Below are 15,296 nucleotides of genomic sequence, written 5' to 3' on the forward strand. Positions count from 1 at the left end.
ACCCGGCGGCGATTGAGTCCGTCCCGCCTCTTGACGCCTGCCCCCACCCCTTGAATTACTGACCCTGAACGGATCAACCGAATGATCGGTCGACCGATTCGCCCATTATGTGACTCCGGGTGAGCGGTCGGCCCTCAGGGCTCGGGAGTGCGGTCGACGATGACAGAACTGCTGGACGCGGGGGAACAGCTCGGCCCCGAGGAGCTGCACGCACAGCAGCTGGAGCGGCTCCGGGCGACACTGCGCCGCGTGTACGAGCGGGTGCCCTTCTACCGCGCGTCCTTCGACAAGGCGGGCGTACACCCCGACGACTGCCGCTCGCTCGCCGACCTGGCGCGCTTCCCGTTCACCACGAAGACCGACCTGCGGGACAACTACCCCTTCGGGATGTTCGCCGTGCCGGAGACGGACGTGCGCCGACTGCACGCGTCCAGCGGGACCACGGGCCTGCCCACCGTCGTCGGCTACACGGAGAACGACCTCTCCATGTGGGCCGACATGGTGGCGCGCTCCCTGCGCGCGGCGGGCGCCCGACCCGGCCACAAGGTCCATGTCGCTTACGGATACGGCCTGTTCACGGGCGGGCTCGGCGCGCACTACGGTGCCGAGCGGCTCGGCTGCACGGTCATTCCCGCGTCCGGCGGCATGACCGCCCGCCAGGTGCGGCTGATCCAGGACTTCCGCCCCGAGGTCATCATGGTCACCCCCTCGTACATGCTGACGATCCTCGACGAGTTCGAGCGACAGGGCGTCGACCCGCGCACCACGTCCCTCAAGGTCGGGGTCTTCGGCGCCGAACCGTGGACCGAGGAGATGCGCCACGAGATCGAGGAGCGCTTCGCCATCGACGCCGTCGACATCTACGGCCTGTCGGAGGTGATGGGACCGGGCGTCGCCCAGGAGTGCGTCGAGACGAAGGACGGACTGCACATCTGGGAGGACCAGTTCTATCCGGAGGTCGTCGACCCGATCACCGGCGAGGTCCTGCCGGACGGTGAGCAGGGTGAGCTGGTGTTCACCTCGCTCACCAAGGAGGCCATGCCCGTGATCCGCTACCGGACGCGCGACCTGACCCGGCTCCTGCCCGGCACGGCCCGCCCCTCCTTCCGCCGCATGGAGAAGGTGACGGGCCGCAGCGACGACATGGTGATCCTGCGCGGGGTGAACCTCTTCCCCACCCAGGTCGAGGAGATCGTCCTGCGCACGCCGGGCGTCGCCCCGCACTTCCAGCTCCGGCTGACCCGCGAGGGCCGCATGGACGCCCTGACGGTACGCGCGGAGGCCCGCGCCGACGCGACCGCGTCCGAGCGCGACACGGCGGCCCGCACCATCGCGACCGGCGTGAAGGACGGCATCGGTGTCTCGGTGACCGTGGAGGTCGTGGACCCCGAGACGCTGGAGCGGTCGGTGGGCAAGATCAAGCGCATCGTGGACCTGCGGGGGCGGGAGGCGTAGGTGGGTGCGTCGGGGGTCGGCACGCCGGCCCCCGACGGACCGCCTTCGTCAGCTCGCGTCGTCCCACAGGTCGTGCGCGTACCCGTCGACGACCGCCGCGATCCTGGCGAGCGCCTCCTCGGCGGGCAGCGGTGCGGGGCGACGGCCGTCGCGCAGGCGCAGCGCGACCCCGCCGTCCGCCGCCTCTCTCGCACCGACGACCGCCTGGTACGGCACGAGCCGGGCCGCCCGGACGCGGGCGCCCAGGGTGCCGTGCTCGGGGCCCGCGACCTCGGCCCGCAGCCCCAGCTCGGCGCACCGGCGCGCGAGAGCGTCGGCGTGCGCCCCTTCGCCGTCCGAGACCGGCAGGATCGCCACCTGAGTGGGGGCGAGCCACGCCGGGAAGGCGCCGCCGTGCTGCTCGACGAGGTGCGCGACGGCCCGTTCCACGCTGCCGACGACGCTGCGGTGGACCATCACCGGACGGTGTTTCGCCCCGTCCGCGCCGATGTAGTGGAGATCGAAACGCTCGGGCTGGTGGAAGTCGACCTGGACGGTGGACAGGGTCGACTCGCGCCCCGCACCGTCGGCGACCTGGACGTCGATCTTGGGCCCGTAGAACGCGGCCTCGCCCTCGGCCGCCTCGTACGGAAGACCCGACCGGTCGAGGACCTCGGTGAGCAGCGCGGCGGAACGCTGCCACATCTCCGGGGCGGCGACGTACTTTCCGCCCGGCCCCGGCAGCGAGAGCCGGTAGCGCGCCGGGGTGATGCCGAGCACCTCGTAGGTCCTGCGGATCATCTCCAGCGCCGCCAGCGCCTCACCGGCCACCTGGTCGAGGGTGCAGAAGATGTGCGCGTCGTTGAGCTGGATGGCCCGCACGCGGGTCAGGCCGCCGAGCACGCCCGACAGCTCGGAGCGGTACATGCCGCCCAGCTCCGCCATGCGCAGAGGCAGTTCGCGGTAGCTGTGGGAGCGGGCACGGTAGATCACGGCATGGTGGGGACAGAGGCTGGGCCGCAGGACGACCTGCTCGCCGCCCAGGTCCATGGGGGGAAACATGTCGTCGCTGTAGTGCGACCAGTGCCCCGAGATCTCGTACAGCTCGCGCTTGCCGAGGACCGGCGAGTACACGTGCCGGTAGCCGGCCCGCCGCTCAGCGGTGCGGATGTACTCCTCCAGGGTGTGCCGCACAGCCGCGCCGTCGGGCAGCCAGTAGGGCAGGCCCGCGCCGATCAGCGGGTCGGTGTCGAAGAGGCCCAGCTCACGACCGAGCTTGCGGTGGTCGTGCGCGGGGCGCTCGCGCCGCGGGTGTTCCTGTCGGTGCTGCTCGCGCTTGTGCGGATCCTGCTTGTCGTGGACGTGCTTCCGCGGGGCTTGCTCTTCTCGGTCGCGCTTCTGCCGCTCGTGCTCGCACTGTGGGTGTTCCTGATCGCGCAGGTCCTGCTCGTGCTCGTCCTGCATGTGGTGGTCCTGCATGTGCTGGTTCATTTCGGGATCCCTCGCGGTCGTCGGGCGAGTGGTCCCACGGCGAAGCCCCGGGGCACTCGCCCCGGGGCTTCGGACTGAGACAGCTGTCAGCGCGCCGGGACACTCTCCGGCGTCGTCGTCATCGCAGCGCGCTTCATGTCCGGGACCGTAACAGGGCCCCGGCCGGGTCCGCGCGTCATTTTCCGGCGGGCTCAGTGTCCGCCGTGCTGAACCGGTCCCGCAGCTCCCGCTTGAGGATCTTGCCGCTGGCGTTGCGCGGGAGTTCGTCCACGAAGACGACCCGCTTGGGCGCCTTGAAGTGGGCGAGCTTCTCGCGCGCGTGGTCGATGAGTTCCCTCTCGGAGACCTCGCCGCCGCGGACGACGACGGCCGTGACGGCCTCGATCCAGCGCTCGTCGGGCAGTCCGATGACGGCGGTCTCGGCCACCCGCGGATGGGTGTAGAGCGCGTCCTCGACCTGACGCGAGGCGACGAGCACTCCCCCGGAGTTGATGACGTCCTTCACACGGTCGACAACGGTGAAGTAGCCCTCGCCGTCGCGTACCGCGAGGTCCCCCGAGCGGAACCAGCCGTCGCGGAAGGCCGCCTCGGTCTCCTGCGGCTTGTCCCAGTAGCCGTCGCACAACTGCGGTGAGCGGTAGACCACTTCACCGGCGGTGCCGTCGGGCACCTCCTTGCCGTCCTCGTCGACGACGCGCGCCTCGACGAACAGGACGGGCCGCCCGCAGGAGTCCATGCGGCCCTCGTGCTCGTCGGGTCCGAGGACGGTGGCGAGCGGTCCGATCTCGCTCTGCCCGAAGCAGTTGTAGAAGGCGAGTCCGGGCAGGTGTGCGCGGAGCCGTTCCAGGACCGGCACCGGCATGATCGATGCACCGTAGAAGGCCTTGCGCAGGCCGCTCAGGTCCCGGGTCGCGAAGTCGGGGTGCTGCGAGAGGGCGATCCAGACCGTGGGCGGCGCGAAGAGGCTGTCGGCGTCACCCGCCTCGACGAGGTCGAAGATCTTCGCGGCGTCCGGCGCGTCGAGAATCGTGTTCTGCGCGCCGACGGCGAGGTACGGCAGCAGGAACACGTGCATCTGCGCCGAGTGGTAGAGCGGCAGGGAGTGGACGGGCCGGTCCGTCTCCGTGAGGCCGAGGGCGTGGATCGCGCTGACGTACTCGTGGACGAGCGCCCGGTGCGACATCATCGCGCCCTTGGGCAGCGCGGTGGTGCCGGAGGTGTACAGGAGCTGCACCAGGTCGTCAGCGGCGGGCTGCGGTCCGTCGTACGGCTCGGCGGACGGGATCCGGGCGAGCAGCGAGTCGTCCGCGTCGCGCAGCGCCAGGGTGCGCACACCCGTGGGGAGCCGGTCCGCCAGGTCGGGGTCGGTCAGTACGAGCGCGCAGCCCGACTGGCCGACGATGTAGGAGAGGTCGTCTCCCGTGAGGTTCTGATTGACCGGCACGTGCACGAGTCCGGCGCGTGAACAGGCCAGGAAGCCGATCAGGTAGGCGTCCGAGTTGTGCCCGTAGGCGCCGACGCGGTCCCCTCGTCCGAGGCCGAGACCGCTCAGTACGCCGGCCGCGCGCGAGACGGCCGCGTCGAGTTCGGCGTACGTCCATGTGCGCGGCCCGTAGCGGACGGCGGCGCGCTCGGGGGCGCGTCGTGCGCTGCGGCGCAGCGTTCCGTCGACCGTGCTGGCGCGTACGTCTTGTGCATCCCGGACACCCGTCATGGCGCGATCCTGTGCCCCGGCCGACGCGAAATCAAGGCCGGTGACGCGCGTCGCGCGAAGCCCTCACCGGACGCCGCCCCTCCGGGCATACCGGTTGGTACGCTCAACCGCCCCTTCCCTCACTCCAGTTGGGAGGCACGATGCGCACCCGCCCCAGACGTCTCGCGGTCATCGGTTTCGCCCTGTTGACCGCGTTGAGCACCACGGCCTCGCTCCCGCCTGCTGCCGCCGGCGGCCACGGCCGACCCGAGCACCACCCGCACGGCGACGGCCTGTCCGCCACGATCCGCTACACCGAGTACGGCATTCCGCACATCGTCGCCAAGGACTACGCGAGCCTGGGCTTCGGCACCGGGTGGGCGCAGGCGGCCGACCAGGTGTGCGCGCTCGCCGACGGATTCGCCACCGTGCGCGGCGAGCGCTCCCGTTACTTCGGGCCCGACGCGGCCCCCGACGGCTCCCTGTCGTCCGCCACGAAGAACGTCTCCAGCGACCTCTACTTCCGGGGTGTCCGCGAGGCGGGCACCGTGCAGAAACTCCTCGCCGAGCCGGCGCCCGCGGGCCCGAGCCGCGAGGTGAAGGAGACGATGCGGGGCTTCGCCGCCGGGTACGACGCGTGGCTGAGGCAGAACCGGATCACCGACCCCGCCTGCAAGGGCGCGGACTGGGTGCGCCCGGTGACGACCCTGGACGTCGCGGCGCACGGCTTCGCGCTCGCCGTGCTCGGCGGACAGGGCCGCGGCGTGGACGGCATCACGGCCGCACAGCCGCCTTCCGCGGGAGCCCCCACCCGTACGCCGGACAAGGCCGCGACGGCCGCGGCCGCCAAGGAACTGTTCTCGAACGAGGACGCCGACATGGGGTCCAACGCCGTCGCGTTCAGCGGCGCCACCACGGCGAACGGCCGCGGTCTGCTCCTCGGCAACCCGCACTACCCGTGGCAGGGCGGCCGACGCTTCTGGCAGTCGCAGCAGACGATTCCCGGCGAACTGAACGTCTCCGGCGGCTCGCTCCTCGGCTCGACGACGATCTCGATCGGGCACAACTCCCGTATCGCCTGGAGCCACACCGTCGCGACGGGCGTGACGCTCAATCTCCACCAGTTGACACTGGACCCGGCCGACCCGACCTCGTATCTCGTGGACGGCAAGCCGGAGCGGATGACGAAGCGGACCGTGAGCGTCGCGGTGAAGGACGGCGCGCCGGTCACCCGCACCCAGTGGTGGACGCGGTACGGACCGGTCGTGAACTCGCTGGGCGCCTCGCTGCCGCTGCCCTGGACGGCCTCGACGGCCTATGCGCTGGGCGACCCGAACGCCCTGAACCTGCGTGCCTCCGACACGGGGCTCGGGTTCAGCAAGGCACGGTCCACGGAGGACGTGCTGCGTTCACTGAAGCGCACGCAGGGACTTCCCTGGGTGAACACGATCGCCGCCGACGCGTCCGGGCACTCGCTGTTCGCTCAGGCGCAGGTCCTGCCCCGGATCACCGACGACCTCGCCGCGCGCTGCTCGACGCCGCTCGGCAAGGTGACGTATCCGGCGTCCGGCGTCGCGGTCCTGGACGGCTCGCGCGGGGACTGCGCGCTCGGCTCCGACAAGGACGCCGTGCAACCGGGCATCTTCGGGCCGTCCAGGATGCCGGTTCTCAAGGACGCGCCCTATGTGGAGAACTCGAACGACAGCGCCTGGCTGGCCAACGCCGACCGGCCGTTGACGGGGTACGAGCGGGTCTTCGGGACGGTCGGCACGAAGCGGTCGATGCGGACGCGCGGCGGCGTCGAGGACGTCTCGGCGATGGCGAGTCGCGGCGCTCTCTCCGTGGCCGACCTCCAGCGCCAGCAGTTCGCCGACCGGGTGCCTGCGGCGGACCTGGCGGCGGCGGACGCGGCGCGCGCGTGCGCGGCGCTGCCGGGCGGCACGGCAACAGGCAGTGACGGAAAGCCCGTCGACGTGAGCGGGGCGTGCGATGTGCTCGAGAAGTGGGATCACACGATGCGCACGTCGAGCCGTGGCGCGCTGCTCTTCGACCGGTTCTGGCGCAAGCTCACGGCGGCCGTGCCGAGCGACAAGCTGTGGAAGGTGCCGTTCTCGGCCGCCGACCCGGTGCGCACGCCGAACACGCTGGACACACACGCGCCGGGTTTCGCGACGGCACTCGCCGACGCGGTGGGCGAACTGCGGTCGGCCGGGATCGCCCTGGACGACCCGCTCGGCGCCCACCAGTTCGTCGTACGCGGCGGCAAGCGCGTCCCCGTCCACGGCGGTACGGAGTCGCTGGGTGTCTGGAACAAGGTCGAGTCGGTGTGGGACGCGAAGGCGGGCGGCTACACAGAGGTCGTCCACGGATCGAGCTACATCCAGGCCGTCGGCTGGAACGGCGGCGGCTGCCCGGTGGCCCGCACCCTGCTGACGTACTCCCAGTCATCGGACCCGAACTCGCCCCACTACAGCGACCAGACGCGCCTGTTCTCGGACGGACAGTGGGTGACCTCGCGCTTCTGCGAGAAGGACATCCTGAAGTCACCTGCGCTGAAGGTGGTGCGGGTGCACGAGTGAACGACGGGAGCGGCCCGGGGGAACTGCCCCGGGCCGCTCCTGCGTCAGACGTCCGCGCGGGTCACATCGCGCGGGTGCGGCCCTCCCAGTAGGGGTCGCGCAGACGGCGCTTGTAGAGCTTTCCGTTCGGGTCGCGCGGCATCGTCTCGATGAAGTCGACGGTCCTGGGCCGCTTGTAGCCCGCGAGTTGGCGCTCGCAGTGAGCGAGGATCTCGGCGGCGAGCGCGTCGGTGGCCGTGTGCCCCTCCGCGGGTTCGACGACCGCCTTGACCTCCTCGCCCCAGTCGTCGTTCGGGATGCCGAAGGCCGCAGCGTCGGCGACGGCCGGGTGGGTGAGGAGCGCGGACTCGATCTCGGCGGGGTAGATGTTGACCCCACCCGAGATGATCATGTCGATCTTGCGGTCGCGCAGGAAGAGATACCCGTCCTCGTCGAGAATGCCGAGGTCGCCGACGGTGAAGAAGTCGCCGATGCGGTTCTTCTTCGTCTTGCTCTCGTCCTTGTGGTACGAGAATCCGCCGGTGCTCATCTTCATGTAGACGGTGCCGAGTTCGCCGGGCGGCAGCCGGTTGCCGTCGTCGTCGAACACGGCGAGTTCGCTGATGGGCCAGGCCTTGCCGACCGTGCCCGGCTTCTTCAGCCAGTCCTCGGCGGTCGCGAAGGCGCCGCCGCCCTCACTGGCCGCGTAGTACTCCTCGACGCTGTGGCCCCACCAGTCGATCATCGCGCGTTTGACGTGGTCGGGGCAGGGCGCGGCGCCGTGGATGGCGTGCCGCATCGCCGACACGTCGTAGGCGCTCCTGACCCTGTCGGGCAGGGCGAGAAGGCGATGGAACTGGGTCGGAACCATGTGCGTGTGCGTGCACTTGAAGGTGTCGATGAGGCGCAGCATGTCCTCGGGGGTCCACTTGTCCATCAGGACGAGGGTGTGTCCGATGTGCAGGGACGCGCCCGCGAACTGGAGCACGGCGGTGTGGTAGAGCGGCGAGCAGACGAGGTGCACATTGTCGTCGAACGGCTTGATGCCGAAGATGCCGAGGAAGCCGCCGAGGTAGGTCTCCTCGGGGAGTTTGCCGGGCAAAGGGCGGCGGATGCCGCGGGGGCGGCCCGTGGTGCCCGAGGTGTAGTTCATGACCCAGCCGAGGGTGCGGTCGCCCGGCACGGACTCCGGCTGCCCGTCGAGGAGTTGGGCATAGGGGCGGAAGCCTTCGACGGCTCCGACCGCGTACCGCTGTGCCGCGGGGAGTGCCGCCTCGTCGGCGGCGGCCACGGCCTGCTCGGCGAACCGCTCGTGCGCGATGAGGACCTTCGCTCCCGAGTCGGCGACGATCCAGGCGATCTCGGGGCCGACCAGGTGGTGGTTGACCGGGACGAGGTAGAAGCCGGCCTGGGAGGCGGCGAGGAACGCGGTGAAGAACTCGACTCCGTTCGGCAGGACGACGGCGAAGGCGTCACCTCGTTCGAGCCCGGCGGCCCGCAGGCCGTGCACGAGCTTGTTGACGTCGGCGTGCAGCCGGCCCGCGGTCCACTCCTCCCCGTCGGGTGCGACGAGGACGGTACGGCCGGGATCCGCGGTGGCCTGGGCCCAGAATCCGTTGGGGGGCGCGCTGTCGTTGTGGGGGCCTGTGCTCACGACTGGCCGCTCCTTCCTGCGATGCGGTTGATCCGGTCGACGGCGCGCTCGAAGCCGCGCGTGAGGTCGTCGAACACGGCCTGGACGGGGCGTTCGCTCGTCATCCGGCCGACGATCTGCCCGACGGGCGTGCCGAGCAGCGGATCGACCTCGTACTTCTGGATGCGGGAGACCGCCTCGGCGACGAGCAGCCCCTGGAGCGGCATGGGCAGCGTGCCGGGGCCCGACGGGTCGTCCCACGCGTCGGTCCACTCCGTGCGGAGCTGGCGCGCCGGCTTGCCGGTCAGGGCGCGGGAACGGACGGTGTCGCCGGACCCGGCCGCGAGGAGTTTGCCGGTGAGGGCGCGGGAGTGGAGGTCGGCCTCGGTGGTGGTGAGCCAGAGGGATCCGAGCCACACTCCCTGGGCGCCGAGCGCGAGGGCCGCCGCGACCTGTTCCCCGCTGCCGATGCCGCCGGCCGCGAGGACGGGCAGCGGCGACACGGCGTCGACCGCTTCGGGTGTGAGCACCATGGACGCGATCTCGCCGGTGTGTCCGCCCGCCTCGTAGCCCTGCGCGACGACGATGTCGATGCCCGCGTCCGCGTGTTTACGGGCGTGCCGGGCGCTGCCCGCGAGGGCTGCCACGAGTACGTTCCGGTCGTGGGCGCGCCGGATGACGTCGGCGGGCGGTGATCCGAGCGCGTTGGCGAGGAGTTTGATCGGGTAGTCGAAGGCGACGTCGAGCTGGCTGCGGGCGACCTGCTCCATCCAGCCGGTGATGCGCCAGCCGGAGGCCTCGCCCTCGGCGAGCTCGGGCACGCCGTGTTTGGCGAGGGTGTCTGTGACGAACCGGCGGTGTCCTTCGGGGATCATCGCCTCGATGTCGTCCTCGGTCAGTTTCTGATGGTTCGGGCCCTCGACCTTCTTCGCGGGCATCACGACATCGAGCCCGTAGGGCGCGCCGTCGACGTGTTCCTCCATCCAGTCGAGGTCGCGGGCCAGGTCGTCGGGTGCGGTGTAACGGACCGCGCCGAGCACACCGAACCCCCCGGCCCTGCTGATGGCGGCGGCCACCGCCGGGAAGGGCGTGAAGCCGAAGATGGCGTGCTCGATCCCCAGTTTCTTGCTCAGCTCCGTCTGCATGGGCGCAGAATGCCGCACTCCCGCCGACGAGGGAAGACACTTTCTGATGCCGCGTCAGATTTCTGTGACGCCATGCGGAGGCTTGACATGACCGGAACCTGACATGAAAGTTTCATCCGTCGAGCTAGATCCCGAAAGATACTTTCAGAAGGGGTTCCGTTCATGACCGACGGCGCGGCGGACAGACTGCACGACACGGACGACGGGCTCTCCCGCCGCCAACTGGGCGCGGGTGTACTGGCGTTGAGCGGGGCACTGGCCCTCGCCCCGTTCCCGGCGGGGCCCGCCGCCGCGGCGGACACCCACACGGCCGGGCACGCCGACGCGCGCGCGACCACACTGCGCCGCGGGTCTGCGGAACAGGCCGGTCTGATCGCGGGCCACCTGCGCCAACTCGTCGCCGACGCCGAGAAGTTCCTCGACCCCTCCCCCAAGCACCCCTGGTTCGCGGGCGCTGTACTGCTCGCCGGCCGCGGCGGCACGGTCGCTCTCCACCAGCCGATCGGCAAGGCCGTGCGCTACTCGGCCTACGACGACAAGACCGACACGGGTGTGGAGTTCCCCGCCGACCAGCAGATCGCGGCGGCCGAGGACACGGTCTACGACCTGGCCTCCGTGTCGAAGCTGTTCACCTCGCTCATCGCCGTGCAGGAGATCGAGCGCGGCAAGCTGGAACTGGAGGCCACGGTCGCCTCCTACATCCCCGACTTCGCGGGCGCCGGCAAGCAGGACATCACGATCCGTCAGCTCCTCACGCACACCTCGGGGTTCCGCGCCTGGATCCCCCTCTACAAGGAGACGACGCGGGAGGGACAGCTCCGGCTCATCTGGAACGAGGCACCCCTCAACCCGCCCGGCACCGTGTACCTCTACTCCGACCTCAATCTGATCTCGCTCCAGCTGGTCCTGGAGAAGCTCACGGGCCAGACCCTGGACGTGCTCCTGCGCGAGCGGATCACCGGCCCCCTCGGCATGCGCCGCACCCGTTACAACCCGCCCGCGTCCTGGAAGCCGAAGATCGCCGCGACGGAGGACGAGCGCCTGCCCTGGTCCGGCCTCGACCGCGGACTCGTCTGGGGCGAGGTGCACGACGAGAACGCGTTCGGGCTCGGCGGCGTGGCGGGCCACGCCGGTGTCTTCTCCTGCGCGTGGGACCTCGCGATCCTCGGCCGCACCCTCCTCAACGGGGGCTCCTACGGCAAGGCGCGCATCCTGTCCGAGGAGTCGGTGCGGCTGCTGTTCACCGACTTCAACCAGGCGTTCCCCGGCGACGAGCACGGCCTCGGCTTCGAGCTCTACCAGCACTGGTACATGGGCGCGATGGCGACGCCACGCACCGCCGGGCACACCGGTTTCACCGGCACGTCCATCGTCCTCGACCCGACGACCGACTCGTTCCTCATCGTGCTCGGCAACTCCGTGCACCCCGTGCGCACCTGGCGATCCGGCTCCGCTCCCCGGGTCGCCGCGGGGAACAATCTCGCCCGCGCCGTCGCCGTACGCCCGGCGCACGGGCGCACCGCCTGGTTCTCCGGCATGGCGAGCGCCACGTCGGCGACGCTCACGCTGCCCGCGCTCGCCGTCGCCTCCGACACGGCGAGCCTCGGCTGCGACCTGTGGTGGGACACGGAACCGCACTCCGACCTGCTGTATCTGGAGGTGTCGTCCGACGCCGGCGCGACCTGGCAGCCCCTGCCGTTCACGACCACCCGTAAGGGAGAGGACGCCGAGGAGCACCCCAAGGGCACGGCCGACGGCTGGTCGGGCCGCACCTGGCACCGCCTGACCGCCGCTCTCGGCGCCTTCAAGGGCGGCGACGTCCGCCTGCGCTGGCGCTACGCGACCGACCAGCTGTACGTGGGGCGCGGCGTGTACGTGGACGGGGTGCGCGTCACCGACGGCCGCCGGACGGTGTTCGACGAGGACCGCTCGTCCGACGCGGCACGGATCGAAGCGGTGGGGTGGTCGCGCTCAGAGGACTGAGCGCGGCACCGACGACGCCGGGGACGCCTGGGCGGGCAGGCGGGGCCGGGGACGTTCGATCGCATGCAGCGTGAACGTCTCCAGCTCGGACGCCGCGGCGTCCAGGTCGAATGCGGGACGCGTCAGCCAGTGGGAGACCACACCCTCGATGGCGCCGCCGACGGCGAGCGCCACCGTCTGCGGGTCGAACTCACGGAACACGCCCGCCCGTTGGCCGTCGGCGAGCAGCCGGGCCAGCATGTCCCAGCGCCCCACCGAGGACGCGGCGCCACTTTGCCGGTCGAGGAGCATCTCGGCGATGACGCGGACGTGGCGCCGCTCCGTCCGCTGGTGGCCGACCACCGCACGCACATAGGCGACGACGGCCTCCTTCGGGCCGGACGCCTGTGCCACGCGCTCGGTGACGTACGCCGTGACCGAGTCGAGGACGTGCGTGAGGGTCGCCTGCGTCAGGTTGTCCTTGGACGAGAAGTGGTAGAGGACCGCGGCCTTGGACATCCCGGCCTGCCGGGCGATGGCCGAGAGGGAGGCCGCGGCACAGCCCCTGTCGCAGATCAGGTCGATCGTCGCCTCGATGAGCTGACCGCGCCGCATCTGCTCGGTCGGGGTCGGCGTCGTGTCCGCACGGCGAGGAGCCATGACGGCGCCACCTCGTTCCTTCTCGACCCCCCACGGTCACTCGACCGTACCCCGGGCACACACCGCCGTTGAGAGGCCCGACGTCCCGCACGCACGGGCCTTTGTGCCCACCTCACCGGGCACCAAGTCCTCCCTCCGGGGCCGCCGCGGTCGACTCCCGCACCACGAGCCGCGGCCGGATCAGGAGCGAACGCCCGGCGCCCGACGTGGACTCGATGCGGGCGCGCAACTGCTGGAAGGTCTCCACGGCCATCTCCGGGAGCGGCTGACGGACGGTGGTCAGCGGAGGCTCGAAGAGCTCGGCGAGCAGGATGTCGTCGAACCCGACCACCGAGACCTCGCGGCCCGCGCTCAGCCCCGCGTCGCGGGCGCCCCGGCACACGCCTATCGCGCACATGTCGTTGATCGCGACGAACCCGGTCGGCGGCTCCGGCGCGGCCAGCAACTCGCGCGCGGCCGAGCGGCCCAGCTCGGCGGACTCCTTGTCTCCGAACTCGCTGGTGGCCGCACCCGGCCAGACCACGCCCAGGGCCGGATCGATGCCCGCCTCCTCCAGGGCCGACCGGAAACCGCGCAGCCGCTCCCGCCGGTTGACGCTGTTGACCGAGCCGGAGACGAACGCGAGCCGCCGGTGACCGAGGTCGAGGAGATGGCGGGTGGCCAGCTCGGCACCCATCGCGTTGTCGACGCTGATGCTGGCCAGCGACGGCGGGTCGCCGGCCTGGGCGGCGCGGTCGAAGGCCACCATCTTGAGCCCGCGCTTCAGCAGGGGTGCCACGTGGTCGAGCGAGGGGAGGGAGGAGCACAGCACCACGCCGCTCACCCCGTCCGCGAGGAGCTCCTCCCCGTACTTGAGCTCCCTGGCCGGGTCGCGCTCGCTGTTGCACAGGAGTACGTGGTAGCCCTCGGCGAGCGCGACGGCCTCCAGCTCACGGGCGAGAGCACCCCAGAACGGGTTCGCGACGGAGGGCACGATGAGGCCGATGACCTGGATGCGACCGGTGCGGAGCATCCGGGCCGCGCGGTTGGGCCGGTAGCTCAGCTGCTCTATCGCCTGCTCGACCCGGGCCAGGGTGGCGGGCTGCATCCGGTCGGTGCGGCCGTTGAGAACGTTGGACACCGTGCTCGCGGACACCCCGGCCGCCTCCGCGACCTGATGGATCGTAACCCCGTTCAATGCCGTGCCACCTCCGGCTAGCTGCGACTTCCCGACTGTCCCGTGCAGTGTTCCACTCCAGTGTACCGATTTACTAGAACTGTTTCGCGAGTTCAGCAGATCGTCCACTCCCATGATCTGCCCAAAAGATTGTTGTGCACGGGCTGTTGACGCCCCTCGCGAGCGGCTCCTAGCCTCACTGCATCGATTTACCAGCGTTCTCGGCCACTGACAGGCCACTCTCCGCTGTATCGATTGACCATCTCCGCCTCACAAGGGGTGTCCCATGGAACTCACGAGACGACTGCTGCTGACCGCACTCGGTGCGGGCACGGCGGCCGCGGTCACGGGCTGCGGCACCGGCTCCTCGTCCGGCGGCTCGGCCGGCGGGGCCGCCGAAGGTGAGATATCGCTGCTCACCCCGATCTTCGAAGGCTCCGACGGCAAGAAGCTCCTGGAGCAGGAGATCCTCGGCGGCTTCCGCGAGAAGCACCCGGACGTCAAGGTGAACGTCGACTACACGACGTACACGCAGCTCAACGAGAAGATCACCACCGCGCTCGCGGGCGGGCTGCTGCCCGACGTGCTGATGATGGGCGTGGGCTGGATCCCGCCGTTCGCCGCGAAGAAGGTGCTCGCCCCGCTGCCCGAGTCGCTCGCGACCCGCCACGACTACGAGCCGCGGGTCCTCGAACCGTCCCGCTACGACGGAAAGCTGTATGCCCTCCCGACCGTGATGGCCACCCGGCTCGTCGCCTACCGCAAGGACCACTTCGCCGCCGCCGGCATCAAGAAGCCGCCCCGCGACTGGAGCGAACTGCGCGCCATGGCGAAGCAGTTGACCAAGGGCGACCGGCTGGGCTTCGACCCGTTCTCGATCGACCTGCGGCAGTGCTGGGAGACCTTCCTGTACGCCAACGGCGGCTCCCTGTTCAGCGCCGACGGCAAGAAGGTCGCCTTCACCGACGGACGAGGAGTCGAAGCGCTCCAGTTCTTCAAGGATCTGAGCGCGGACGGCTCGGCCGACTACGCGAAGAAGACCGACGCGGACGCGGGGGCTCCCACCAACCTCCAGACGGGCAAGGCCGCCATGATGATGACCGGCAGCGGCCTGTGGAAGCAGCTCCAGGACCAGACGCCCGAGCTGATCGAGAAGGACCTGATCGGGGCGTTCGTGCTGCGCAACCGCAAGCCCGCGATGCTCACCGGCGGGACGCTCGTCACGCAGTCCGCGCGCAGCCCGCACCCGGCGGCGGCCCGCGCCCTCGTCGAGTACCTGGCCGCGCCCGACTCGATCCTCGCCGCCGCCGAGCAGCGCGCCACCGTGCCCGGGCTGCGCGAACTGCGCTCCACCCCGTACGTCAAGAAGAACAAGCTCGTCGACTTCTCCCTGCAGAACCTCGGCAGCGCCTGCGCCGAAGGCGGCACCCCGGCCTGGATGGAGATCCGCGAGAAGATCAAGCCGACCCTCGAACCCGCCGTCGTGGGCGGCCGGTCCGCGAAGAGCGCGATCGCGGAGCTCGGGCGTCTCGCCGAGTCCGCCATCGCGCGGATGTGAGGGGCT

Annotated in this window: 10 protein-coding genes; 4 read left to right on the forward strand and 6 right to left on the reverse strand. The window is 70.8% G+C overall.

Features of this window, described 5'->3' with window-relative positions; all coding sequences use genetic code 11:
- Positions 1-159: 159 nt before the first annotated feature.
- A complete protein-coding gene (gene paaK / locus ACFC96_RS11625; RefSeq protein ID WP_376611706.1) occupies positions 160-1,455 on the forward strand; it encodes a phenylacetate--CoA ligase PaaK in 1,296 nt (431 codons plus the stop codon).
- 48 nt (positions 1,456-1,503) lie between these two features.
- Here the strand turns inward: paaK and thrS are convergent, their stop codons facing one another.
- Positions 1,504-2,925, reverse strand: a complete 1,422-nt coding sequence (gene thrS / locus ACFC96_RS11630) for a threonine--tRNA ligase (RefSeq protein ID WP_376611708.1) — start codon at positions 2,923-2,925, stop codon at positions 1,504-1,506.
- 175 nt (positions 2,926-3,100) lie between these two features.
- On the reverse strand, positions 3,101-4,639 hold the full coding sequence (locus tag ACFC96_RS11635) for an acyl-CoA synthetase (RefSeq protein WP_376611710.1): 1,539 nt from the start codon (positions 4,637-4,639) through the stop codon (positions 3,101-3,103).
- A 140-nt stretch (positions 4,640-4,779) separates the two neighbouring features.
- Here ACFC96_RS11635 and ACFC96_RS11640 point away from each other — a divergent pair, with 140 nt between their 5' ends.
- Entirely contained in the window at positions 4,780-7,197 is a 2,418-nt protein-coding gene (locus ACFC96_RS11640; RefSeq protein WP_376611711.1) for a penicillin acylase family protein, read from the forward strand.
- Between the two features lie 61 nt (positions 7,198-7,258).
- On the opposite strand, the gene ACFC96_RS11645 is transcribed toward ACFC96_RS11640, so the two are convergent.
- A complete protein-coding gene (locus tag ACFC96_RS11645) occupies positions 7,259-8,830 on the reverse strand; it encodes an acyl-CoA synthetase (RefSeq protein WP_376611713.1) in 1,572 nt (523 codons plus the stop codon).
- Positions 8,827-9,954, reverse strand: coding sequence for an NAD(P)H-dependent flavin oxidoreductase (locus tag ACFC96_RS11650; RefSeq protein WP_376611715.1), 1,128 nt, complete (start codon positions 9,952-9,954; stop codon positions 8,827-8,829). Before ACFC96_RS11650 ends, ACFC96_RS11645 begins: the two co-directional genes overlap by 4 nt.
- Positions 9,955-10,116: 162 nt before the next feature.
- Here ACFC96_RS11650 and ACFC96_RS11655 point away from each other — a divergent pair, with 162 nt between their 5' ends.
- Positions 10,117-11,937, forward strand: a complete 1,821-nt coding sequence (locus ACFC96_RS11655) for a serine hydrolase (protein WP_376611717.1) — start codon at positions 10,117-10,119, stop codon at positions 11,935-11,937.
- Here ACFC96_RS11655 and ACFC96_RS11660 read toward each other — a convergent pair.
- Together ACFC96_RS11660 and ACFC96_RS11665 are read right to left on the reverse strand one after the other, a co-directional pair.
- On the reverse strand, positions 11,926-12,576 hold the full coding sequence (locus ACFC96_RS11660) for a TetR/AcrR family transcriptional regulator (protein WP_376611719.1): 651 nt from the start codon (positions 12,574-12,576) through the stop codon (positions 11,926-11,928). The genes ACFC96_RS11655 and ACFC96_RS11660 overlap by 12 nt on opposite strands.
- A gap of 112 nt (positions 12,577-12,688) precedes the next feature.
- Entirely contained in the window at positions 12,689-13,753 is a 1,065-nt protein-coding gene (locus tag ACFC96_RS11665) for a LacI family DNA-binding transcriptional regulator (RefSeq protein ID WP_376611720.1), read from the reverse strand.
- 265 nt (positions 13,754-14,018) lie between these two features.
- On the opposite strand from ACFC96_RS11665, the gene ACFC96_RS11670 reads away from it, so the two are divergent.
- Entirely contained in the window at positions 14,019-15,290 is a 1,272-nt protein-coding gene (locus ACFC96_RS11670) for an ABC transporter substrate-binding protein (protein ID WP_376253295.1), read from the forward strand.
- Positions 15,291-15,296 lie beyond the last annotated feature (6 nt).

The sequence above is a fragment of the Streptomyces sp. NPDC055955 genome, from assembly GCF_042270245.1.
Lineage (GTDB): Bacteria > Actinomycetota > Actinomycetes > Streptomycetales > Streptomycetaceae > Streptomyces.

What these genes read in the sequence shown, in the direction of transcription:
- ACFC96_RS11635 (WP_376611710.1), bottom strand. Translation starts at nt 4,639, where the DNA reads ATGACGGGTGTCCGGGATGCACAAGACGTACGCGCCAGCACGGTCGAC.
- ACFC96_RS11640 (WP_376611711.1), top strand. Translation starts at nt 4,780, where the DNA reads ATGCGCACCCGCCCCAGACGTCTCGCGGTCATCGGTTTCGCCCTGTTG.
- thrS (WP_376611708.1), bottom strand. Translation starts at nt 2,925, where the DNA reads ATGAACCAGCACATGCAGGACCACCACATGCAGGACGAGCACGAGCAG.
- ACFC96_RS11655 (WP_376611717.1), top strand. Translation starts at nt 10,117, where the DNA reads ATGACCGACGGCGCGGCGGACAGACTGCACGACACGGACGACGGGCTC.
- paaK (WP_376611706.1), top strand. Translation starts at nt 160, where the DNA reads ATGACAGAACTGCTGGACGCGGGGGAACAGCTCGGCCCCGAGGAGCTG.
- ACFC96_RS11670 (WP_376253295.1), top strand. Translation starts at nt 14,019, where the DNA reads ATGGAACTCACGAGACGACTGCTGCTGACCGCACTCGGTGCGGGCACG.
- ACFC96_RS11650 (WP_376611715.1), bottom strand. Translation starts at nt 9,954, where the DNA reads ATGCAGACGGAGCTGAGCAAGAAACTGGGGATCGAGCACGCCATCTTC.
- ACFC96_RS11660 (WP_376611719.1), bottom strand. Translation starts at nt 12,576, where the DNA reads ATGGCTCCTCGCCGTGCGGACACGACGCCGACCCCGACCGAGCAGATG.